Origin of the sequence: Bradyrhizobium sp. SYSU BS000235, from assembly GCF_049747295.1 — a bacterium.
In the GTDB taxonomy this organism is placed as follows: Bacteria; Pseudomonadota; Alphaproteobacteria; order Rhizobiales; family Xanthobacteraceae; genus Afipia.
In genome coordinates this window covers 887,249-909,633 of record NZ_JBMHJM010000001.1, presented here as the reverse complement: position 1 = coordinate 909,633, position 22,385 = coordinate 887,249, and the positions used below count along the sequence as shown (strand labels likewise).

Sequence of the window (22,385 nt, the reverse complement as noted above, 5' to 3'; positions counted from 1 at the left end):
CAGCTCTGGCGTGATTGAACTGACATGAAGCCCACAGACATTGTCCTTGCGGTTGGCGTGGCCATCGTGTGGGGGCTTGCATTCGTGGCGAGCAAGATCGGATTGCGAGAGCTCTCTCCCGCGATGTTCTGTGCGCTGCGTTTCGCTCTCGCGGCGCTGCCGTGTTTGTTTTTGCGCAGGCCTGCAGTCTCTTTGCGGCTGTTCGTTTCGCTCGGCCTGACAATGCTGCTGTTTCAGTTTCTCGCGCAGTCTTATGGAATTGCCCATGGCGTCCCGGCCGGGTTGATGGGCGTCATTGTTCAAACTCAGGCGCTCTTCACGGTCATGCTTGCAGCACTCGTATTGCGCGAAATGCCGACGCGGGCGCAGGTGATTGGTATCAGCGTGGCGATGGTGGGATTGGCGATGATCTGCGGCACTGTTGGCTATGATTTTAGCCTTCAGGCCTTTGTGATCAGCATGATCTCGCCGATCAGCTTCTCGATCGGTAATCTGCTGTTGCGGCAGACCGGCGACGTGCCGATGCTCGATCTGACCGCCTGGCTCAGTTTCATGCAGGTGCCGCCCTTGCTCGCGATTGCTTTTGCCACCGAAGGTCCGCAAGCGGCGTTCCATTCTGTTCTCAACATGTCGTGGGCTGCGGTTGCGAGCGTTCTTGCGGTCGGCTTCTTTTCCACGAGCCTTGCTTATCTGGCCTGGGGGCGTCTGATGCGCACCTATACCGCCGCGCAGGTCGTTCCTTTCGCGCTGCTGGTGCCGTTCGTCGGTGCAGCCGCATCGACGGTGGTGTTCGGAGAGACCTTTGGCCCGTTGCGCCTTGGAGGAATGCTGGTTGTGGTCGCAGGGATCGCCATCATGCTGCTGCTCGGCCGCACACGCGCTTTGCCGAAGGTCGCGTCATGATTTCGCATGAATTGCTCATCGCCTTCATTGTGTTCGCCGCCGCTGCCTTGTTCACGCCTGGACCGAACAACATCATGCTGATGGGGTCGGGATTGAATTACGGATTCCGTCGGACGCTGCCGCATGTTGCTGGCGTAACGCTTGGATTTTCGTTTCTGGTGGCGGTGATCGGGTTCGGGCTTGGCGCGGTGTTCGCGGCCTATCCGATCCTGCACACAATCCTGAAGTATGCCGGTGCGGCCTACCTCGTCTATCTCGCCATTGTCATCGGGATGTCCGGTCCGTCCGACGCCAAGAGTGCTGCGGACAGCAAGCCCATGACGTTCCTCGGCGCGGCGATGTTTCAGTGGGTCAATGTCAAGGGGTGGGTGATCGCGGTTGGTGCCATCGCGGCCTATGCCGCGGTCGCGGCCTATCCCCTCAACATCGTGATGCTGTCCGTGCTGCTTTTTTTGATTGGGCTGGCATCCTCGATGACGTGGGTGCTTCTCGGTACCTCGTTACAGTCGCTGGTGCGATCGCCCCAGGCGGTCCGCATCTTCAACATTGTCATGGCCGTGCTGTTGCTGGCCTCGCTTTACCCCGTTCTGAAGGAGCCTTGACTTCGTTGCACTGCAGAAATGGGGGTCGTGGGCTTGTCTCGCGGCACCTGCCGCCCTACACAACGGCGGCAATTCATCCGGGTTTTTGACCCGAACCACCCCGAAAACGTCCGGTAAGGCCACCGTGGCCGCCAAGAAGAGGAACTGAGAGCATGCGTGTTTATTACGATCGCGACGCCGATCTGAACCTGATCAAGGGCAAGAAGGTCTGCATCATCGGCTACGGCAGCCAAGGCCATGCCCACGCGCTGAACCTCAAGGACTCGGGCGTCAAGGACGTGGCTATCGCACTTCGCAAGGGTTCGGCCTCGGCCAAGAAAGCCGAGAACGCGGGCTTCAAGGTGATGGAAGTCGCCGAAGCCGCCAAGTGGGCCGACGTCATGATGATGCTGACGCCCGACGAATTGCAGGGCGACATCTATCGCGATCACCTGCACGCCAACATGAAGCAGGGCGCTGCGCTGCTGTTCGCGCACGGCCTTAACGTGCACTTCAACCTGATCGAGCCGCGCGCCGACCTCGACGTGCTGATGGTCGCTCCGAAGGGCCCCGGCCATACCGTGCGTTCGGAATATCAGCGTGGCGGCGGCGTGCCGTCCCTCATCGCGATCCACAAGGATTCGTCGGGCAATGCCCACGATCTCGGCCTGTCCTATGCGTCGGCCATCGGTGGTGGCCGCGCCGGCATCATCGAAACCTCCTTCAAGGAAGAATGCGAAACCGACCTGTTCGGCGAGCAGGCCGTGCTCTGCGGCGGCACCGTTGAACTGATCCGCGCCGGCTTCGAAACCCTGGTGGAAGCGGGCTACGCGCCGGAGATGGCCTACTTCGAGTGTCTGCATGAGCTGAAGCTGATCGTCGACCTGATCTATGAAGGCGGCATCGCCAACATGAACTACTCGATCTCCAACACCGCGGAATACGGCGAGTACGTCACCGGCCCGCGCATCATCACCCCGGAGACCAAGGCCGAGATGAAGCGTGTGCTGACCGACATTCAGTCCGGCAAGTTCACCCGCGATTGGATGCTGGAGAACAAGGTCAATCAGGCTTCGTTCAAGGCGACGCGCGCCCGCAACAACGATCACCAGATCGAGGCTGTCGGCGCCAAGCTGCGCGACATGATGCCCTGGATCAAGGAAAAGGCGCTGGTCGACAAGACCAAGAACTGAGCCATCAAGCCTGATGGGATTGCGACAACGGGACCGCATTTGCGGTCCCGTTTTTCATTGTACGGTACTCACGGGCCGTCGGATGGGTATGGAGTAATTACTTTTTCGATATTCGGTCCCACAGCCAACGTGCCACGGAATCCGGAGAGCTCGCGCCATCATTGGTGCTGGCGCGCAAATTGGCCTCGCGCATCGTGGCGATGTTGATTTTTCCAAGCAGCGGGTTCAGCGCGGCACGCAACGCTGGATCGTCGGCCCGTTTCGGAGATAGGAGCACGACGGCATCGTAGGGCGGAATGGCCCGCTTGGGATCGTCGAGCACAACGAGATCATACTTCGCGATGAGACCATCGCTGGTGTAGCCGGCAATCACATCGACGTTGCCGGATGCGACGGCTGCATACATGAAATCGGGCTGCATCTGCCGCTGTTCACGGAAGGACAGGCCATAACTCTTTTTGATCGCCGCCCATTCCGGCCGTGAGAAGAATTCGTAATCGCCGGCGATGACCAATGAGCCGGCGCGCGATGCCAGATCGGAAATCGAGTGGATGCCCAACTGTTCTGCACGCTTTCGCGGCATCACCAGCGCATAGGCATTTGCGAAGCCCAGCTCACCAAGCAGCGATATCTTGTAGCGATCGGCAAGCGTGGTCTTGAGCGCGTCCAGCAATTCCTTGCGCGGTCGCATGTCGGTGCGCTTCAACAGGTTGAGCCAGAGCGTGCCGGAATAATCGACATAGACGTCGATGTCGTTTGAGGCGAGCGCCTCGAAGATAACATTCGATCCCAGCCCCTCGCGCGAACTGGCGGGCAATCCTGCCGCCTGCAGGCGTTGCGCGATCAACGAGGACAGGATGTATTGCTCGGTAAAGGTTTTGGCTCCGACGACATAGCTTTTTTGCGTGCGCTCCAGCGATGGAATGAGAGTTGCGAGGATCAACGCTGCGATCCCGAACGCCCCAAGCGCCACGCGAATACGGTTGCGTATTCTCAAGCCGTTTTCGATGAGTGCCAGAAGTTGATCGACAGCCAGAGCCAGGACGGCGGCGGCGGCGCAGCCGAACAACACGAAGACCCAGTTTTGCGTCTGCAGGCCGGCAAAGATGTAGTTGCCGAGACTGGTCTGGCCGATGGGCGTGGAGAGTGTCGCGGTGCCGATCACCCACACGGCGGCGGTGCGGATGCCCGCCATGATCACCGGCAGCGCCAGCGGCAATTCGACCATGAAAAGCGATTGCCGCGACGTCATGCCAACGGCTTCGGTCGCCTCCATGATGGCGGGATCGATCCCCTGAAAGCCGGTAATGGTGTTTCGCAGCACCGGGAGCATGCTGTAGAGCGCGAGCGCCAACACGGCCGGAAGAAAGCCGAAGGCTGAAAAGTCCACGCCGAACCATTGCAGGGAAAACGCTGCCAGTGCCAGCAGCAGCGGATAGAACAGCGCCAGCAATGCGAGGCCGGGAATGGTCTGGACGACGCTGGCCACGCCAAGTGCGGCGTCACGCAGCAACGGACGGCGGCGCGCGATGAGGGCCAATGGGAAGCTGATCAGGAGGCCAAGTGCGAGCGCTGTCAGGCTGACGCGGACATGATTGCCAAGGTAATCCGGCAGGCGGGTGAGGGCGTCGTTCCATCGCGGATCTGACCACAGGCTCATAGCGGGCCCTTTGGCAGCAGTTCCTGTAAGCGATCAGCCTGGCGGCGCGGTGTATCGAGCAATTCGCGAACATAAGCGTCATCGTTTCCCGATAGCTCTTGTGCGGATCCTTGCGCAACGAGGTGTCCATTCCGCATCACGGCGACACGATCGGCCAGCAGCAGCGCTTCCGCCATGTCATGGGTGATCATGATGGTGGTCAGGCTGAGTTCGCGATGAAGCGCGCGATAGTCCTCACCGAGGGCGTCCCGGGTCAGGGGATCGAGTGCACCGAATGGCTCGTCCAGCAGGACAATACGCGGCTTTGCGGCGAGGGCGCGCGCGACGCTGACGCGTTGGCGCTGACCGCCTGACAATTCATTTGGAAGCCGATCGCGGCCGGCGCGATCCAGGCGCACGAGGTCCAGCAATTCATCCACGCGGGTCGAGATGTCATTGGCCGAACCGCCGAGCAAATGCGGTGTGATGCCGATGTTGCGGGCGATGCTCATGTGAGGGAACAGCCCACCGCTCTGGAAGACGTAGCCGATGCTCCGGCGCAATGTAATCGGATCGACCTCGCGAACGTTGTCGCCGTGCACGCGCACGGTGCCGCTGTCTGGGTCGAGCAAGCGATTGGTCAATCTCAGCAGCGTGGTCTTCCCGGAGCCGGAACCACCGACGATGGCGAGGAATTCTCCCGCGTCAACGGTCAGGGACACGTCGTTCAGTGCTTTGACGCGGCCGTGCTCAAAGGTCTTAAAAACACCTTCGTAGGCGATGGCGGGAACGGCGTCATTCATGACGTCATGATGAACCATTGGCCTCGGCCTGTCGACCTTTCCGCGTTCGCTTTCGGCTGCGTGAGGTCTGGCGGATGGCGCAATGGATCTATAGCTTCCGTTTATAAAATCGGAGCAAGCGAGTTCATGGCGAAGAACGGGAAGAACGACAAGGCGTCGCGACCTCTTGCGCGACAACTGAAACAATATGTGGATCCATTCCGTGTCGACGGCACGGCGGAATTCCATCTCAAGTTTCATAAAACAAACGAAAAGGGTGACCTCGATAAGGACTCCGCAAAGAAGATCATGGATGACAATCGCGATCGTCTGCGCGATTTGCAGGAGAAGCTGTATGCGCAGGATAACTGGTCTGTCCTGCTGATTTTTCAGGGCATGGACGCGGCAGGCAAGGATAGTGCAATCGAGCATGTCATGTCCGGAATCAATCCGCAGGGTTGCCAAGTCTTTTCTTTCAAGCAGCCCTCATCGAAGGAGCTTGATCATGATTTCATGTGGCGCACGACGAAGAGCGTCCCGGAGCGAGGACGCATCGGCATTTTCAATCGGTCCTATTACGAAGAGGTGCTCGTGGTACGCGTGCATCCGGACATTCTCGAAAAGCAAAGAATTCCGCGCGAGCTCGTAACCAAGAACATATGGAGCGAGCGTTTCGAGGATATCGCGGCCTTTGAAAAATATCTGGCCCGTAACGGCACGCTGATCCTGAAGTTCTTTCTCAATGCTTCGAAGGAAGAGCAGCGTCAGCGCTTTCTCGATCGGCTTGAAGAGCCGGCCAAGAATTGGAAGTTCTCACTGGCCGACGTGTCCGAGCGCAAGCTGTGGGACAAGTATCAGGCGGCCTATCAGGAGATTCTCCGCCACACATCGGCCGAGCACGCGCCGTGGTACGTGGTGCCTGCGGACCACAAATGGTTCGCGCGCGTGGTTATCAGTTCGGCGATCGTCAGCGCGATGGAAAAGCTTGATCTGCATTTTCCGGAAGTGGCAAAGGACACAAAGGAGGAATTGAAGCAGGTGCGCGATGCGCTGGAGCAGGAAGGCCGGGTGGTCGCTCGGGTCTCCAAAAAGCAGAAGGTCGACGGGGCCTAAAAGGACAGAAATACTGACCCATTTTGACGGTTGCCGGTCCTATACTTTGTCGTCTAGAAGGGGCGTGTGAAGCGCTCGGCAACCATCCGTCAACGGTTTGGGCCGATCATGCGCTTCCGGGGAAATGGAATGATGATTCGCGGCGACATCCAGGGACAGCAGGAAACAGCGGCACAGGCTGCTGGTTTCATTGCGATTCCGGCTGCGTCGGTCCCCTCGTTGCGCCTCGCACTTCTTGGCGGGCTTCTGCTTCTTATCGGCCCCTGAGGGCCGTCTGGGCATTTGCGCCTGGGCACTCAGGGGTTCGACGAAGCACCGAAACCTGACCGCGCCCTGAAGCGGCGCAAATTGACCGAAGGATGATCCTCATGACCACCCCGAACCAGTCCGACAAGGACCGCGTCGTCATTTTCGACACCACCCTGCGCGACGGCGAGCAATGCCCCGGCGCCACCATGACCTTCGAGGAGAAGCTCGAAGTCGCCAATCTGCTCGACACCATGGGCGTCGACATTATCGAGGCTGGCTATCCTTTTGCCTCCGACGGTGATTTCGAAGCCGTGCGTGAAATCGCCAAGCGCACCAAGAATGCGGTGATCTGTGGCCTGTCCCGCGCGGCGCACAAGGACATCGACCGCTGCGCCGAAGCAATCCGTGTCGCCAAACGCGGTCGTATCCACACCTTCCTCTCCACCTCGCCGGTACACATGAAGTACAAGCTGCAGATGGAGCCCGCCCAGGTCTACGAGATGGTGATCTCGTCCGTGACGCGGGCGCGCAATCACACCGATGACGTTGAGTGGTCGGCGGAAGACGCCACCCGGACAGAGTTCGATTTTCTCTGCCGCTGCGTCGAAGCCGCGATCAAGGCCGGTGCGACGACGATCAATCTGCCGGATACGGTCGGTTATGCCGTTCCCGAAGAATATTGCGACATGTTCAAGCGTATCCGCGAGACCGTGCCGAATTCCGACAAGGCGGTATTCTCGGTTCACTGCCATGACGATCTGGGCATGGCGGTCGCGAATTCGCTCGCAGGTGTCCGCGGCGGTGCACGCCAGATCGAGTGCACGATCAACGGCATCGGCGAACGCGCAGGCAATGCTTCGCTTGAGGAAGTTGTGATGGCGATGCGCGTGCGCAACGACAAACTGCCGTACTGGAATAATATCGAGAGTACCTCGCTGACCCATGCGTCGAAGATGGTATCGGCAGCGACGTCTTTCCCTGTGCAGTACAACAAGGCGATCGTCGGCCGGAACGCGTTCGCCCATGAGAGCGGCATCCATCAGGACGGCATGATCAAGAATGCGCAGACCTATGAAATCATGCTGCCGGAGACCGTCGGCATCAGCGCGACCTCACTGGTGATGGGCAAGCATTCCGGGCGCGCCGGCTTGATCCACAAGCTGGAGGAACTGGGCTACAAGCTCTCCAAGAATCAGATCGAGGACGTGTTTGTACGTTTCAAAGCGCTCGCCGACCGCAAGAAGGATATCTACGACGAGGATATCGAGGCGCTGGTTGATCAAGAGATGGCAAGCTCGCACGACCGCATTCGGCTGGTCTCGTTGACGGTGATTGCCGGCACGCACGGCCCGCAGCGCGCCACCATGAAACTCGACATCGACGGCCAGGTGAAGATCGAGGAAGCTGAGGGCAATGGCCCGGTGGACGCGACCTTCAATTGCATCAAGTCGCTGGTACCGAACGAGGCCAAGCTGGAGCTCTATCAGGTGCATGCGGTGACGGCAGGCACCGATGCGCAAGCCGAGGTTTCCGTCCGTCTTTCACAGGATGGACGGTCGGTGACGGCCCGCGCGGCCGATCCCGATACGCTGGTGGCATCCGCCAAGGCCTATCTCAGCGCCCTCAACAAGATTGTCATGAAGAATCACCGTGACGTTCAGGTGATGGCTGAGGCGGGCCACTAAGGTCTTTTCTATCGTAATCCGATAGAGGCGCGGTGCTCATCCCATGCACCGCGCCTTTCTCTTTTTTTTGCGTTGCAGCAATTAACTTTGCGCCCCCTTCTAACGGGCAATGGTCTTGACCGCACGGGTCTGCGATGATCCGGTCTGTCCGGAATTCGGGGCCGCACAATAGCGGTTCCCACCACTGCTCTCGGGAGGAAACATGAAGAAGCTTATTTTGGCCGCGGCGTCGCTCGCGGCTCTCGCCCTCGTTGGGCCGGCCTCGGCTCAATCGCCGATCGTCATCAAGTTCAGTCACGTCGTCGCGCCGAATACGCCAAAGGGGCAGGGTGCTGAAAAATTCAAGGAACTTGCCGAGAAGTACACCAACGGCAAGGTTAAGGTCGAAGTCTATCCGAACTCTCAGCTCTACAAGGACAAGGAAGAGGTCGAAGCGCTTCAGCTCGGCGCTGTCCAGATGCTCGCGCCGTCGCTGGCCAAGTTCGGTCCGCTTGGCGTCAAGGAGTTCGAGGTGTTCGATCTGCCTTACATTCTGCCGGACAAGGCGGCCTTGGCCCGCGTCACCAAGGGCAAGATCGGCCAGGATCTGTTCAAGAAACTGGAGCCCAAGGGGATCAAAGGATTGGCCTATTGGGACAACGGCTTCAAGATCATGACCTCGAATAAGCCGATGATTCACGTCGCGGATTTCCGTGGCCTCAAGATGCGAATCCAGTCTTCAAAGGTGCTCGAGGCTGAAATGCGCGCGCTGGGCGCTATTCCGCAAGTGCTGGCGTTCTCGGAAGTGTACCAGGCGATGCAGACCGGCGTCGTCGACGGTAACGAAAATACACCGTCGAACTGCTACACCCAGAAGATGCACGAGGTTCAGAAGTACGCCACGATCTCGAACCACGGCTACATCGGCTACGCCGTGATCGTGAACAAGAAGTTCTGGGATGGCCTGCCGGCGGATATTCGTTCGCAGCTTGAGAAGGCGATGGCTGAGGCTACCGACTTCGCCAACAGCATCTCGCAAAAGGAAAACGACGATGCCATCGCGGCGATGAAGAAGGCCGGCACCACGACCTTCCATGACCAGACGCCGGAAGAGAAGGCGGAGTGGATCAAGGCCATGCAGCCCGTGCTAGACGAAATGGCGCCGCGGGTCGGCAAGGACCTGATTGCGGAATTCCAGAAGGAAGCCAACGCCAAGACCAACTGATATTGGTGCACTAACAACGAACGGCCCGGGTGTTCCGCCCGGGCCGTTTTGTTGCTCCGTTAAGCCCGATTTAGGGGTGTTAACTTGACGACTACGCTCCAAGCCGTCATTGAAGCCCTAAAATACCGAGACGTACTGGAGCAGGGGTGGGGGACTGACAGTGGGCGTGTTTCTGCGCATCCTTGATCGGCTTGAGGAGATCCTGATTGCGACGCTGATGGCGTGCGCAACGCTGGTTATTTTCGTTGCGGTTTTGCACCGCTATGGCAGCGGTGTTTCTTTCCTCTACCCCTACCTTCACCAAATTCACCTGTCATGGGCGCAAGAGCTCTGCATTTACATGTTCGTGTGGATGGCAAAGTTCGGGGCGGCCTACGGGGTACGCACCGGCATCCATGTTGGGGTCGACGTTCTGGTGCTGCAGCTGCCTCCGAAATGGAGGAAGGTCACCATCTCGTTTGGCTTGCTTTGCGGTGCGCTGTTTACAGGTATCATCGGAACGATGGGGGCAAAGTTCGTCCTTGGCTTGATGGATACGGATCAGACATCTCCGGATCTCGAGTTGCCGAGCTGGATCGTCTACCTTTGCATCCCGCTCGGCTCATACTTGATGTGCTTCCGCTTCCTGCAGGTCGCTTGGTCCTATTGGCGCACAGGAGATCTCCCTCACCACGACCACTCCCATGTTGAGGGTATCGAGGTCGATACGGCAATTGGCCCGACCCCGGAGGGCTCGCGATGAGCACGCTTATTATCTTCCTTCTTCTCATCGCGCTCATGCTCACCGGTATGCCGATCTCGATCGCGCTCGGCCTGACGGTTTTGACCTTCCTGTTTTTCCTGACCAGCGTGCCAATCGAGTCCGTCGCGCTGAAGCTGTTCACCGGCATCGAGAATTTCGAGATCATGGCGATCCCGTTCTTCATCCTTGCGGGTAACTTCCTCACTCATGGCGGCGTCGCCAGACGCATGATTAATTTCGCCACCTCAATGGTCGGGCACTGGTATGGCGGCCTTGGTCTAGCGGGCGTGATGGCATGCGCACTGTTCGCCGCAATCTCGGGTTCATCACCTGCCACGGTGATCGCGATTGGATCGATCCTGATGCCGGCGATGGTCGCGCAGGGATTCCCGAAGCGTTTCGGCGCGGGCGTCATCACGACATCGGGCGCACTGGGAATTCTGATCCCGCCGTCCATCGTGATGGTGATTTACGCGGTGGCGACCGGTGGTAGCGTGGCGCTCGGTCCGGATGGACATCGCGTGACGTCGGCGTCCGTCGGCCAATTGTTCATTGCGGGCGTCATTCCGGGCATCATGCTTGCCTCGTTGCTCGGATTGACCACGTGGTATCGTGCCTGGAAAAATGATTATCCGCGCCTGCCGCGCGCATCGTGGGCAGAGCGCATCAAGGCTTTCCGCGAATGCATCTGGGGACTGCTGCTGATCGTGATCGTGCTTGGCGGCATCTATGCCGGTATGTTCACGCCCACCGAAGCTGCAGCGATGAGTGCGGTCTACGCATTCTTCATTGCGGTGTTTGTCTATAAGGACCTGTCGCTCAAGGACGTGCCGCGTGTGTTGCTTGGCTCCGCCAGCATGAGCGCAATGATCCTCTACATTATTACCAACGCGGTGCTGTTCTCGTTCTTGATGACCAGCGAGCAGATTCCGCAACAGATGACGGCGTGGATTTCCGATCACGGTGTCAATTGGTGGACGTTCCTGATCTTCGTGAATGTGTTGCTGCTCGTTGCCGGCAACGTGATGGAAGCCAGTTCGATCGTGCTGATCACGGCGCCGATCCTGTTCCCCATTGCGGTGAAGCTTGGCATTCACCCGGTGCATCTCGGCATTCTGATGGTAGTGAACATGGAGGTTGGCATGTGCCATCCGCCTGTAGGCCTCAATCTCTATGTCGCATCCGGTATTGCCAAAATGGGGATCACCGAACTGACCGTTGCAGTCTGGCCGTGGTTGCTGACCATGCTGATCTTCCTCGGCATTGTGACCTTCGTGCCGGAAATCTCGCTGTGGCTCCCGCGCACACTTGGCATGTTGTATTAATGAGCGTTCAGCTAGCTTGCGAAAGCTTAAGTTGAGTTCATGTTGATTGGTGGCATCCTCGGGGAACTTTCACCTCGGAGATGCCCCCATGAAGAAAGTCATCCTCGCCGGCGTTGCCGCAGTTGCGATTCTCGGCTCATCCGCCGTTTATGCGCAGCATCGCTTTCACCATCATCATCAGCGCCTGAGTGCGGAAGATCGCGCAGCCTTTGTCGATGCGAAGATCGCAGCCGTGAAGGCTGGTCTCAAGCTCACGCCCGAGCAGGAGAAGAACTGGCCGGCGGTGGAGAGCGCGGTGCGCGACTTCGCCAAGCAGCGCATCGACCTTGCCAATGCCCGCATGCAGGAACGCGACGCGCGCCGTGCTGAGCGTCGTCAGGACGGTGCTTCCTCGGACGCGTCCCGCGATCAGAACCGTGATCCGGTCGCCCGCCTGCGCGAGCGCGCGGACCGTATGGCAGCCACGGCGGCCGGCCTGAAGAAGATCGCCGATGCGGCTGATCCGCTCTACAAGAGCCTCGACGACGGCCAGAAGCGCCGTCTGGCGATGCTGACCCGTATGGGCGGCAAGCACGGCTGGCGGCGGCATGGCTTCGGCGATTTCGAGCGAGGCATGAACGACGACGGCGATCAGGACCGCAGTCCCGGCCGCCATCGCGGCTCGGAGGGCTCCGAACGCCTTTAAGATGGTCAGTGCAGGTTTTTGAGCCTCGGAAAGCCGCCGAAATCCGGCGGCTTTCTCGTCCCGGAACGTTCAAAAAATCTTTCACATTTTCATTTGGGAAAATGGGTCACATTGCTGGACATGACAGTTTCGCTTTGCTAAACGACGCCGTCCCCGCAAGGAACACTCCGGTTGGATCCGGGCGCATAGCTCAGTTGGTAGAGCAGCTGACTCTTAATCAGCGGGTCCCAGGTTCGAGCCCTGGTGCGCCCACCAAACAAATCAAGCACTTAGTTGATTGTGTGGTGACCCATTCCGACAGGTAGTCAGCAGCTATTCCGACAAACCGACTGCTTTTGTTCGCTCGGCGCGGCGTTTTTCCGTCGCTGAGATAAGCTGCTTCCGTGTCCGTTTCGCGTAGGTGGGAAGCTGACGGGCGGACCGGTGCCGCCCGGCCGCGCGGAGCTCGGCGTCGGTCCAATCGCTGTCCGCGCCTTCGGTGAAGCCGCCATGGCGGAACGACGCGAACGACAGTTCGTCGCGCAGTCCGGCGGCGCGGATGATCTCTTTCACGGTCGATCGCAGATAATCGAGCCCGTTCTTCGGAGTGATCCACGGAACAGGCACCTTCGACTTTCGGTGCTTGTGGTCACGACGGAAGACCAGCCCGGAAATCGTTCTCGACTTGATTTCGTCGAGCTCGGCCATGAGTTCCGGAAAGAGCGGTTCGCCGGTCTCTCCAAATAGCGGCCACCATGCTTCTTCGCTGGTCTTGGGGTGAACGACGCACACGCTGTCCGGACGTTCCTTCGGTCGATAGTGCCGGATGTCGAAGGCGCCGAACACGTGTTCTTCGCGCTGAAGCCACTCCCACGCGACAAGCGCAGCGGTGGCCACCGAACGGAAATCCATCTCGACGGCTTTTGACCGGAAGATAGTCAATTCTTCCCACGTGGCGGTCGGCGTTTCTTGCGGCGCCGTACCCTTCGCGCGCGTCTTCAGACCCATACGGGAGAACGGATTAACCTGCGGCACGATCTTTTCTTCCGCGCGCTGAAGCTCGCTTTGCGCGGCTGCGGTTTGAAGGTGATGGCGAAGCCGTCGATGGTAGCTATCTCAGCGTCGCCCATCTTGAACTTGATTTCCGCGTCGATTTCTTCGATGCGCGCTTCGGCGGACTTCCATTCCGCTTTTAGTCCGGCGCGTTCGGCGAGCAGACCGGGAAGCATGTTGTCGCCGGTTAGATCGATGCGTTTGCCTTCGATCGGCTCGGGCGCTATAGCGGCGATCAGTTCTGCGTCCTTGCTGTAGTCCGGTTCTGGAACGTTGCCCCAATCAACGGCCGTCCAGAAATCGGCGACGGCGTCACGGATGCGCTTTTCAACGCCCGGATGCCGCGGGATATCGAAGATCGGGCATTCGAGCTTGTACGGGCTGATGACCAGCGCAGCGACGGCGCCGAAGCTGGCCTTGGTTTCAAGCATCAGTTCGGTTGCGTTCTGAAGCGCAATCCAGAACGGCGGCTGGTCATCCTGCCAGTCTTCACGGAATTGCTTCGGCGCGACGGTCTTCGCTTGCAACACACCAAGGCCGCGCGGATCGCCGTGAATGTAGAAGTCAGGCGTCGCACCAATTCGCGCTACGGGATCCCGGAGATATTCCGTCGCCTTGACGATCTTCCATTCCGGCCGCTGGATCTGGACGGCAGCGGCAACAGCGCTTTCGAGGATCAAGCGCCATTGAAGGAATGCGCTTTGTTCTTCTGGCTCGCTCTCGCCCGTCTTATCGAGGTAGACGCGCAGCAGGCTTTCGTACGGATGGCAGCCGAACAGCGCGCCGACAACGGACGCGGTCACGTCCTGCTTGCGCATCGCGAGCCAGCTATCGCGGTCGGTGACAGGAATGCGTTGGATGGTCATCAATTCCGCCCCATCCAAAACAAATGATTTCGCGCTGATGTGCCCGCCGCGCGCAAGCGGTCCCAGGCGCGCGCTGTCTGCGGATGATCGTGGGCGAAGTTGCACGCGGTTGTGCGATACGCGCCTTCGGCCTCTTCGAGGTCTTTCAGAAGACGTCGCAACGTTTCGTTTTGCGAAGAAAGCTTGACAGCCTGTCCGGCGGTCCGATGCAGGATAATGTAGGCTGACACGCCGCCTACAATCGCACCCGCAAGGAAGCCGCACATATATGCTGCGCTATCCGACATGCTCGAGCCTCGCGTCGGCGACCATGTCGATGCGCGCACGCTCGATGACGGCTTCGAAAAGGCGGTCAACGTCGCTTGCGAGATAGCGGCTTTTAATCAGAGTGATGATGACTTCCCGCGCGTCTCCTAAATCCGTTCCAAGAGTGCGCAGGACAGTGGACATTTCCGCGATAAGAGTTTCGTCGCTTTTTTTCACTTGGCATTCCCTCAAATCGTTGCGCGTAGCTGATGCTGCCCGGCGCAAATTTGGGGCGTCCGGCTTATGATCGTGGCTTTCGCTGACGTACTGCCGCGCTGGCTTGCGGCTTGCCCGTTGTTCGACGTAGTTGCGGTGCGGAGGCATCACGCACCGCCTTTCGAGGCGAGCAACTTCGCTTCGATGGTGGCGACGTCCTTCGCTAGCTCGCTGTCAAATGGGAGCTTTGCGGCGATGCGTTTATTTGCGTGCAGAACGGTGGTGTGGTCGAAGCCGCCGAAACGTCGCCCGATCTCGGGTAAGCTTTGAACGGTCAGTTTCTTGGAGAGATAGAGGGCTATCTGACGACTTCGCGTGGTCTTCTTATCGCGGCGCCGTGCGACCAGATCCGCGAACGTCATGCCGAAATGGTCGGTCACTTCCCGTTGGATTTCACGAATACTAAAGGTGACATCGAGCACGGGGACAGGAAGCGGGTGTGGATCTACCGCGGCCCGATTTACGAAAGTGGGCTTTGGTACATAACCGGGCACGCGCTTTGCGGCCTCTTCAATCCGCGCTTGGCGTGCCTTGGCTGCCTTATGCGCTTCTGCCAGCAAGGATGTCGGCTTGTCGGTCATCACGCACCGCCTTTCGGCGTCAGCGCATTTTTGACGGCCTCAAGCAGATCGTGCTCGATCTCGCTGTGATGCAGATCGCTGATCGTCTGAAACGACCCATGCTGCGTTGGCTTTGAGCGGCAGTATTTGCGAATTGCCGTGTTCACGAGGCGCAGCGCGTGCGAGCGGACGATGGTTTTGCTGACGGTGCTCATGCCGCACCGCCTTCAATATTGAAGGACACAACGACCGTGTTGACCATGGTCCCGCTCGATTTGAACGATCCGGTTGGCAGCGGCTTGATGAAGCCGCGACGTTCCTCGATCAGATCTCGAAAACGAGTGGTCTTGGTATCGCCGCGGAACGTGATCGCTGCGGACATGATTGCGACGATGCGCCCGCCGGGCTTTAAGAAGCCGATCGCGTGCATGACATGGTCAATATCCGCTTGCCTTGGGAAGGGCGGGTTCATAACCGCTCGATCAAAGATCGGTTCGGGATGAACCAATGTGAAATCGCCAAGGCGGATCCCGCCGCGCAGGATGCAGCGCTCGCCGCAAGTGTGCAGGCGCTTCACCGCGGCGTCATCGTCGCGCGTGCTGCGCGTCACCGACCACCGCCCAAAAAAGGAAAGCAACGATGGACCGTTCTGACCCACACGCGCCTGTTGATCACATGGCCTCCGATCCCCGGCTTGGCGTGGGCGGCAACAACCCGCCGCCGGACTTCTCGCTGAAGGATCTGGTTGACGGCTTGGCCGCCCGCCTTGATGGCGATCATACCGCGGACATGACCGCGGAGATCGAAGCAATCGCGAAGCGCGCGAATGATGAACCGACCGAGTTCGCGACCGACGAAGATCTCGCGAAGGCGACTGACATCGTCAACGATGCGGTCACGGCGTTCGATAAATACGACGGCATTCGCAAGGATGAAAAAGACCAATACCTAAAGGGCGGGAAGATCGTCGATGATTACTTCCGTTCGCCGTTGCAGCGGCTAACGCGCATCAAGGAAACGTTCACCGATCGAGCGACGAAATACCGCCGCGACCAAAAACGGAAAGCTGATGCCGAAGCCGCGGCCGAACGCGATCGGCTCGCAAAGATCGCTGAGGAAAATCGGATCGCAGCCGAAACCGCGGCCGCGTTCGGCGACGAAGGCGAAGCAAGCGCCAGAACCGACATTGCGGAAAGCCTTGAAGCTCGCATGGAGGACGTCACCCCGACCACCGTCGAGACAATCCGTGGATCTTCCGGCGGTAGCGCCCGCGGCAGGACCGAATGGACCTACGAAATCCTCGATTTTCAGAAGGTCGATTTGAACGCCATTCGCGCGTTCATCGCCCCTGATGCGATCGAGAAGGCGCTGAAACAGATGGCGAAGACGCAGAAGCATTTGGCGAAGGTCGAAGGTGTCCGCTTCTTCGAAGACGACAAAGTTCAGTTCACCCGCCGCTAACCCCTCACCCGTCCACCACCGAAGGAGACCGCCGACATGGCGAAAGAGACGACCGCGACCAGACAACGACAGCAAACGCAGGCGCCGCAGCATGCGCCCCGCGAAAATCTGCCCGCAACGCAACCGCCGAAGCAACAGGCTAACCCGCTTGTCGCTTTCAAGCAGCACCTCGACGAACGTATGGGCGAACTTCAATTCGCGTTGCCTGCCCACATTACTCCGGAGCGCTTCCAGCGCGTCGCACTGACGGCCTTACAGCGAAACAACAAGCTTCTTGCCTGCACGAAGCAAAGCCTCTGGAACGCCTGCCTTCTGGCTGCGCAGGACGGGCTCCTGCCGGATGGCCGCGAAGGCGCGATCGTTCCTTACGGCACGAATGCGGACGGGAAGAAGCAGGCGGACATCGCAACGTGGATGCCAATGATTGAAGGCCTTCGCAAGAAGGCTCGCAACAGCGGCGAAATTCTCAATTGGGAAGTTCATGCGGTGCGAGCGCGCGACCACTTTCGGTTCGCGCTCGGCGACGATGCGTTCATTGAGCACGAACCTTACTTCGGCCCCGGAGACCCGGGCGGCCTAATCGGCGTCTATAGCATCGCGACATTGAAGGACGGCATCAAGTCTCGTGACGTTATGACGGCCCATGACGTCATGAAGATCAAAGCTAAGTCTTCGGCGTCGAAAGGCCCTTGGAGCGATCCGGACTTCTTTAACGAAATGGCGAAGAAGACCGTTGCCCGCCGCCACTATAAGCAGCTTCCGCATTCGTCGGATCTTGACGACATTATGCGCCGCGATGATGAAGCGTTCGGGTTGGACGATCGCAGCGAAGCGCAAATCGAGCAGCGTCAGCAGCGGCGCATCGGATCTACCGCAGCCGCGTTCGAACAGTTCGCAGGCAACGGCTCGACAGCATTCATCGAACATCAAGCCGACGATCAGACCGACGACGGCGCGTTCGACCAAGAGACCGGCGAAGCTACCGGGGCATTCGGCGGCGATGACAATGCGGCCGATGGCATTGCTGATGGCGCCACTGATACGCAACAAGTCGATCGGCAGGCGCAACACGGTAGCAAGGAAACGCAACAGCAGACCCCGACACCCACGACGCAGACCGACAAGCAAAACACCGGTTTGCGCGGCGGCAGTCGAGCCAGCGCGGCCGCCGCTGACAAGGTTGTCGAGGCTGATGGTGCAGTTTCGAAGGATCGCGACGGACCGACGGACCTGTCAGGTGCGCAGGATGAGGTCGCCACCGCGGAAGATGATCCATCCGCCTATAGCTTCACTCAATCCCTAACTCTGAATTGGGCTCGCACTGCGGTCGCTGTGTCGATCATAGGCGGCGTTGACTTTGGCCTAGTGCTGGGCGGCGGATTTCTTGAGGGTGAAGCCGGTTACACAATCGTATCAACCCGCACACGCTATCTGATCGTCGGCAGCACGGTCAGCGATTGGAACGCCGCAGCGCAGCTTAGCAACCCGGCGGCCGAATGTACGATTACGGCGTCGGCTTAAGTCAAAAGGACAGCGACAATGCAGAAAGCAGTTTATGAGCCATCCGGCCGCGTCATCGCGCTCGCAACAGGGGACGTCGCCGGTCTGCCTGTCCCTAACAATTTCGCAAGTTTCGAACCGCGCCGCCTCGCAGTGCTGGATGAGGAATTGGTAGATGGCGCGTCGATTAAGCTCTGGTTTATGCAACCGGAAGCATTGACGTTCGTGTTTCTTGTGCTCGGGACGATGCGCGTCGCCGCACTGATCGCAAATGGTAATTGGCCGATCTACGGACCGTTCGTTCGTGCAATCGGCGCTCTGCTCGGCGCGTGCATGTGGCTGATCATGGATTTGGCGCTGTTCAACGCTGTTGCGAACGATGGAACGCCGCCGTCGCTCGGTTTGCCGGTGTACTTCTTCCTGTTCGTGTTTGAACTGATTTCGATGTACCGGGCATTGGCGGGCAGGCGGCATGGCTACAGAAACTCCGCTCGTTGAATGGGCGATAGGTGAGCTCGGAAAGTCCCCGCCGATGCAATCGGTTCTTGCGCTGGTCATCGTTCTGCTGGTCGCTTTCCCGCTGATCCGCGGGGCCCTGCGCGAAGGTAAGGCACCGCCCGCAGTACCTCCCGTGCTGCCTTCACCGCCGCCACCGCTGATCCAAGAAACGCCGTGGCTGATTACGACGTTGACGGGCATTCAGATCCGCATCGACCAGATGCTGTCGAAGCAAGACGACATCGCCGAAGGCATCTGCGATGTCAGCGCCAAACAAGACGAAATCCTGCGGAAGCAGGAAATCATCACCACGACGCTAACGGCGTTGGTGAAACTGCTGCGGCGCCGACAAAGCCGCAGGTAACCCAAGCACACACTCGGAAGGTTGTTGAGATGAAGCGATCAGTTCTGATCGCGGCAGCGGCATTGCTTTGCGCATTGTCGTTCGTCGCGCATTCGACCGAAGCCGTTGCTGCGAAGAAGCGCGGTGGTGTTTCGTTGGCGCCAATCGTGGCGCCGCTGGCGGCCAAGGTGGCGAGCATTCAGTCGTCTTGCCCCGGGACGCGGGTCGTGTCCGGCCTACGCCATACCCTGATCTCCGGGACGCGGCGCATGTCGCTGCATGCGGAAGGGAAGGCTGTGGATATCCAAGGCCCGTACGGCTGCATCTATTCGCAGCTGCGAGGATGGCCCGGCGGCTATACGACCGACGCCGCCCGAATGCGACATATCCACATCAGCTACGACGCGCAGGGCGGTCGGGAAATGGGCCTAGCCTTCCGCCATGGCGGCCACCGGCATCACCGCCGGTTAGCCCGCCGCGCCGCCCGTCATCACTACGCGACGGCTATTCACTGATCTCTGACCCGGCGGCTGCGGCCGCCGGACGCTAACCGTTGGCTGGCATCCTCCCCCGCCACGGAAGCAGCGCGTCCGGAATGTCCCCCCTTGCGCGCTATTGGCCCGCCTGTCCCCCCGGGGATGGGCGGGCTTTTTTTGCGTTTTACGGCAGGGCGAGACTGAGCCAACAAAGTCGGGAGGGTTATCTGCTGAAGGGGGCGCCTGAAATCCCCAAGACCTTGGTTGAAGTTCCGGCGGACTGGGCTAGCTCGGGGTGGAGAAGGACCGCGGGTTGTGCAATCGTTGTTCCCTCGCGTATGGGGGGAATATGGCCGGGTCTACAAATCTTCAAGTTGCAGCACTAAATATAGTCGCGTCGCCACATCCGTCGGGAATTTACCCAGAACTGCTTCGAGCGGCGGCGGGTGCAGAAATTCCGATATGGGGAAGTGATTATGCCAAAATCACGTCTCCGTTGAGAATTGAAGATCGCCCGGGCCTTTATACCGGTCAGATTTTGGTCTGGGCTCAGATCGACACAAATGGGCGGTGGCTGAATAAGCGAAAGGACGTAGAAGCGACAGCCGAGGAGATGCAGGAGATCGAGGAAGCGCTGCCGCCTGACTTTGAGCCTAACTTTAGGCGCTTTACGTACCTGCTCGACGAAAGCGAACATCTCCTACTGATCGAGGTCCGAAATGAATTCGGACACAACCTGTCGCCTCATAGAGCGGAAAGATTTTTCTTCAGGCTAATGGAAAGCCTTCCGGAAAAGTGGCCGGACGTTGATGTCACGGTTGTGCCTGAAGACGACACCCTGGAGAAGATTTTCTCAATTCCGCGTTTGGTTAAGCTGGAGATTTTGATTAAGCGGCCTAACGCCGACGACGTCGGTGACGATTTCAATCGGATTATGGAGGGGATGGCGGAGGAGGGCGCTAAAAGCTGGCGCATCGAGAAAATAAAGGCTCCGAAGGAAAAGACGTTAAAGCCTAATGATGACACAAAGAGAATGGCTGCGGTGGCCGCAACCAACGGAACGGTTTCGGGCAAGGGAAAAGATGAGTCAGGAAGCCCCGTTTTCGAATCAACCGCCGAACACCCCAAAATCCGAAGGGTCGAGCTCATCACGTCGTCTTTTGGAGCGGTTCTGTCAGCCCTTCGTTTCTTTAGCAAGGCCGTGGCTAAATCAAGCACAGGCGATTAGGCACTACTGGGCCCTCTACGGCGGGATAAAAGGTCTAGCCTCTTCCCCTTATCTCCATCTGTCGCTGATACTAACGGTTTGCACGACTTTTTGGGCGGCCGCCGATAAAAAGGCCGCAGAGGTCGCCGTGGGTGTTCTACCGAACCTTCTGGGTTTCACGGTTGGCGCACTCGCAATCGTATTGGCCTTTTCGTCCGCTCCAGTGTTCAAGACACTTGCCGAAGCAGGGAGGCCGACATCTTTCTTTATGAAGCTTACCTCTAGTTTGATCCATTTCATTCTTGTTCAGGTACTTGCATTGATAACGGCCATCGTTGCCCGGATGACTGAAGTTGCTTGGCTGGACACGCTGAGCCTATTCTTTCTGTTCTACGCAGTTCTCGTAACCTTTGCTGCAGGCGTGCAGTTGTTCCTGACCGCGATCATTTACAACACACGCGAAAGCATCGAACCGGGCAAACCTCGCGATTGAAGCTCAGTCGCGCCTTCCGTAAAAACGCTCTAGCTTCATTCCTAATCGCCTAGCGGGCGCCATTCCGACAAGACTTTTTTCGTTATGGGTTGGATCAAACCGGGAGGCCGTGAGACCTCCCGGGTATCGTCATCAGCGAAGATGATCGATGATCAAGATGATATGTGCGAGTAACATTAGAAGGTGACTGAAAGTCTCCATTTTCTTGTTCCTTGTTGTTGGCGACTTCGGTCGGAAGACACGAGACAAGGGAATGGTTTTGCCCTGACCTCAATATTTATTGCGGGGCGATCTTTGACCCGGCCGGATCGGGCAAAAAAAATCTGAAAATATTTTCGACGATCAACGCCGGATCCGAGGTCGCGGGCGTATAATACGGTGGGCGGTCCCGGCACTGAGGCTTAAGTCTACCCGGCAGGGTCCAAGGAAATGAGCCAACGCAAATGGGCAGAACCAGTACTGATCAGATAAATAGCAAGATCGATGGGCGGCTGTGAGGGATCTTCCTTGCCTTCCTCGTGCCGGTAGTTATGGCAAGCATCGATCCAATCACCGAACCCTTTTACAGCCGGATTGGCGGCGCGGAGCGCTCTGGGATCAGCGGAATAGAGCTTTTGCAGCAGCGCCTGCAGCTCGCGAATTGCGTCGGCTGAAGTCAGCTTGTGAGCTTTTGAATAAATGAGCCGATATACGCATTCTACGGCGTTGAAAACACCGCGGATCGCTTCCTTACCGTCTGGTGTGGCGACGGAAAGTGCCTTCATTGCTTTTTCGAATTCGACGCGTGCATTTGCGTAACGGGGCGCCCCTAGAGCAACGATTGAGGCTTGCTTCGAAGCCGCGAATTCTGCGTCAACTTTGAAGTGAACTCCGCCCAGATCATCGATTTCATAGCTTAAGTTCTCTTCTGAAAAGATCACCCTGCACCCGTCACGCCAGGCAAGATTGGCGTCTGGCGCGTACATCGGGCCTCGCTTTTTCTCGTTAAGATAGCGGTAGACCAGCGTTATGAAATCGAGAAAATCTCTCGTTTCAAAGTCCTTGAAAGTTAACCGCCAATTCACGCCACCATAGACGCCAACAACAGGATCGATCCCGAGTTTCTCGGGCAGGATGCTGTAGGCGTCGTTAGCATCTTTAATTCCATCTAAAATCGCGGCAGCCCGGCGCCGCGCGCGCTCGCTATCCTGCAAAAGGTCAGGCGATCTTAAGTAAACGTGCGAGAAGCGCTGCCCTTGGGGGCGGGTCGAGCCATCGGTCACCGGTTTAAGTCCTTTCACGAACAATCCGGTTCCAATTCACCACAAATTCTCGCTCGGATGGAAA

26 protein-coding genes and 1 tRNA gene are annotated in these 22,385 nt (G+C 58.5%); 18 read left to right on the top strand and 9 right to left on the bottom strand.

The genetic code is table 11. From position 1 onward, the window contains the following. The first annotated feature begins 24 nt into the window (after window positions 1–24). The 3 genes from ACP0KA_RS04215 to ilvC all read left to right on the top strand — a co-directional run bounded on the left by ACP0KA_RS04215 (window position 25) and on the right by ilvC (window position 2,677). Complete coding sequence (locus ACP0KA_RS04215; RefSeq protein ID WP_424627586.1) at window positions 25–903, top strand: EamA family transporter; 879 nt, start codon at window positions 25–27, stop codon at window positions 901–903. Continuing rightward, window positions 900–1,505 carry a LysE family translocator gene (locus ACP0KA_RS04210; protein WP_424627585.1) on the top strand — a complete coding sequence of 202 codons (606 nt, stop codon included), beginning with the start codon at window positions 900–902 and terminating at the stop codon, window positions 1,503–1,505. Before ACP0KA_RS04215 ends, ACP0KA_RS04210 begins: the two co-directional genes overlap by 4 nt. 152 nt (window positions 1,506–1,657) lie before the next feature. Then, a complete protein-coding gene (gene ilvC / locus ACP0KA_RS04205) occupies window positions 1,658–2,677 on the top strand; it encodes a ketol-acid reductoisomerase (RefSeq protein ID WP_424627584.1) in 1,020 nt (339 codons plus the stop codon). Window positions 2,678–2,774: 97 nt separating this feature from the next. On the opposite strand, the gene ACP0KA_RS04200 is transcribed toward ilvC, so the two are convergent. Together ACP0KA_RS04200 and ACP0KA_RS04195 are read right to left on the bottom strand one after the other, a co-directional pair. Then, entirely contained in the window at window positions 2,775–4,337 is a 1,563-nt protein-coding gene (locus ACP0KA_RS04200) for an ABC transporter permease/substrate-binding protein (RefSeq protein WP_424627583.1), read from the bottom strand. Continuing rightward, window positions 4,334–5,119 (bottom strand): ATP-binding cassette domain-containing protein, encoded by a 786-nt coding sequence (locus ACP0KA_RS04195; RefSeq protein ID WP_424627582.1) that lies wholly within the window; start codon window positions 5,117–5,119, stop codon window positions 4,334–4,336. Before ACP0KA_RS04195 ends, ACP0KA_RS04200 begins: the two co-directional genes overlap by 4 nt. A gap of 126 nt (window positions 5,120–5,245) precedes the next feature. Between ACP0KA_RS04195 and ACP0KA_RS04190 the strand changes: the two genes are divergently transcribed. The 8 genes from ACP0KA_RS04190 (at window position 5,246) to ACP0KA_RS04155 (ending at window position 12,356) form a co-directional block, all read left to right on the top strand. Beyond that, entirely contained in the window at window positions 5,246–6,211 is a 966-nt protein-coding gene (locus ACP0KA_RS04190) for a polyphosphate kinase 2 family protein (protein WP_424627581.1), read from the top strand. Window positions 6,212–6,340: 129 nt separating this feature from the next. After that, window positions 6,341–6,478 (top strand): hypothetical protein, encoded by a 138-nt coding sequence (locus ACP0KA_RS04185; protein WP_424627580.1) that lies wholly within the window; start codon window positions 6,341–6,343, stop codon window positions 6,476–6,478. A gap of 101 nt (window positions 6,479–6,579) precedes the next feature. Beyond that, window positions 6,580–8,145: a 2-isopropylmalate synthase gene (locus tag ACP0KA_RS04180; protein ID WP_424627579.1), complete on the top strand. Its 1,566-nt coding sequence runs from the start codon at window positions 6,580–6,582 to the stop codon at window positions 8,143–8,145. Between the two features lie 202 nt (window positions 8,146–8,347). Beyond that, window positions 8,348–9,349, top strand: a complete 1,002-nt coding sequence (locus ACP0KA_RS04175) for a TRAP transporter substrate-binding protein (RefSeq protein ID WP_424627578.1) — start codon at window positions 8,348–8,350, stop codon at window positions 9,347–9,349. 160 nt (window positions 9,350–9,509) lie between these two features. After that, window positions 9,510–10,091: a TRAP transporter small permease gene (locus ACP0KA_RS04170; protein WP_424627577.1), complete on the top strand. Its 582-nt coding sequence runs from the start codon at window positions 9,510–9,512 to the stop codon at window positions 10,089–10,091. Continuing rightward, window positions 10,088–11,416 (top strand): TRAP transporter large permease, encoded by a 1,329-nt coding sequence (locus ACP0KA_RS04165; protein ID WP_424627576.1) that lies wholly within the window; start codon window positions 10,088–10,090, stop codon window positions 11,414–11,416. The genes ACP0KA_RS04170 and ACP0KA_RS04165 overlap by 4 nt, the downstream gene beginning before the upstream one ends. 88 nt (window positions 11,417–11,504) lie before the next feature. After that, complete coding sequence (locus ACP0KA_RS04160; RefSeq protein WP_424627575.1) at window positions 11,505–12,101, top strand: Spy/CpxP family protein refolding chaperone; 597 nt, start codon at window positions 11,505–11,507, stop codon at window positions 12,099–12,101. A gap of 179 nt (window positions 12,102–12,280) precedes the next feature. Continuing rightward, window positions 12,281–12,356: transfer RNA gene (locus ACP0KA_RS04155), tRNA-Lys, on the top strand. A gap of 57 nt (window positions 12,357–12,413) precedes the next feature. Here ACP0KA_RS04155 and ACP0KA_RS04150 read toward each other — a convergent pair. From ACP0KA_RS04150 to ACP0KA_RS04125, 6 genes are all read right to left on the bottom strand, one after another. Continuing rightward, window positions 12,414–13,115 (bottom strand): hypothetical protein, encoded by a 702-nt coding sequence (locus tag ACP0KA_RS04150; RefSeq protein WP_424627574.1) that lies wholly within the window; start codon window positions 13,113–13,115, stop codon window positions 12,414–12,416. Then, a complete protein-coding gene (locus ACP0KA_RS04145) occupies window positions 13,079–13,999 on the bottom strand; it encodes a YqaJ viral recombinase family protein (RefSeq protein ID WP_424627573.1) in 921 nt (306 codons plus the stop codon). The genes ACP0KA_RS04150 and ACP0KA_RS04145 overlap by 37 nt, the downstream gene beginning before the upstream one ends. A gap of 276 nt (window positions 14,000–14,275) precedes the next feature. Continuing rightward, window positions 14,276–14,482 (bottom strand): hypothetical protein, encoded by a 207-nt coding sequence (locus tag ACP0KA_RS04140; RefSeq protein WP_424627572.1) that lies wholly within the window; start codon window positions 14,480–14,482, stop codon window positions 14,276–14,278. A gap of 146 nt (window positions 14,483–14,628) precedes the next feature. Beyond that, a complete protein-coding gene (locus ACP0KA_RS04135) occupies window positions 14,629–15,102 on the bottom strand; it encodes a helix-turn-helix domain-containing protein (protein WP_424627571.1) in 474 nt (157 codons plus the stop codon). After that, entirely contained in the window at window positions 15,102–15,296 is a 195-nt protein-coding gene (locus ACP0KA_RS04130) for a hypothetical protein (RefSeq protein ID WP_424627570.1), read from the bottom strand. Before ACP0KA_RS04130 ends, ACP0KA_RS04135 begins: the two co-directional genes overlap by 1 nt. Next, window positions 15,293–15,691 (bottom strand): hypothetical protein, encoded by a 399-nt coding sequence (locus tag ACP0KA_RS04125; protein ID WP_424627569.1) that lies wholly within the window; start codon window positions 15,689–15,691, stop codon window positions 15,293–15,295. Before ACP0KA_RS04125 ends, ACP0KA_RS04130 begins: the two co-directional genes overlap by 4 nt. Window positions 15,692–15,720: 29 nt before the next feature. On the opposite strand from ACP0KA_RS04125, the gene ACP0KA_RS04120 reads away from it, so the two are divergent. The 7 genes from ACP0KA_RS04120 to ACP0KA_RS04090 all read left to right on the top strand — a co-directional run bounded on the left by ACP0KA_RS04120 (window position 15,721) and on the right by ACP0KA_RS04090 (window position 21,059). Then, the gene (locus ACP0KA_RS04120; RefSeq protein ID WP_424627568.1) at window positions 15,721–16,542 is read left to right on the top strand and encodes a hypothetical protein; all 822 of its coding nucleotides are present in this window, start codon (window positions 15,721–15,723) and stop codon (window positions 16,540–16,542) included. A 36-nt stretch (window positions 16,543–16,578) separates the two neighbouring features. Then, window positions 16,579–18,063, top strand: coding sequence for a recombinase RecT (locus ACP0KA_RS04115; RefSeq protein ID WP_424627567.1), 1,485 nt, complete (start codon window positions 16,579–16,581; stop codon window positions 18,061–18,063). Window positions 18,064–18,081: 18 nt separating this feature from the next. Next, window positions 18,082–18,540: a hypothetical protein gene (locus tag ACP0KA_RS04110; RefSeq protein WP_424627566.1), complete on the top strand. Its 459-nt coding sequence runs from the start codon at window positions 18,082–18,084 to the stop codon at window positions 18,538–18,540. After that, entirely contained in the window at window positions 18,515–18,904 is a 390-nt protein-coding gene (locus ACP0KA_RS04105) for a hypothetical protein (RefSeq protein ID WP_424627565.1), read from the top strand. Before ACP0KA_RS04110 ends, ACP0KA_RS04105 begins: the two co-directional genes overlap by 26 nt. A gap of 29 nt (window positions 18,905–18,933) precedes the next feature. Further along, the gene (locus ACP0KA_RS04100) at window positions 18,934–19,398 is read left to right on the top strand and encodes a hypothetical protein (RefSeq protein WP_424627564.1); all 465 of its coding nucleotides are present in this window, start codon (window positions 18,934–18,936) and stop codon (window positions 19,396–19,398) included. Between the two features lie 310 nt (window positions 19,399–19,708). Beyond that, window positions 19,709–20,587, top strand: coding sequence for a DUF4747 family protein (locus ACP0KA_RS04095; RefSeq protein WP_424627563.1), 879 nt, complete (start codon window positions 19,709–19,711; stop codon window positions 20,585–20,587). A gap of 127 nt (window positions 20,588–20,714) precedes the next feature. Further along, entirely contained in the window at window positions 20,715–21,059 is a 345-nt protein-coding gene (locus ACP0KA_RS04090; protein ID WP_424627562.1) for a hypothetical protein, read from the top strand. A gap of 407 nt (window positions 21,060–21,466) precedes the next feature. Here the strand turns inward: ACP0KA_RS04090 and ACP0KA_RS04085 are convergent, their stop codons facing one another. Then, a complete protein-coding gene (locus tag ACP0KA_RS04085; RefSeq protein ID WP_424627561.1) occupies window positions 21,467–22,339 on the bottom strand; it encodes a hypothetical protein in 873 nt (290 codons plus the stop codon). Window positions 22,340–22,385 lie beyond the last annotated feature (46 nt).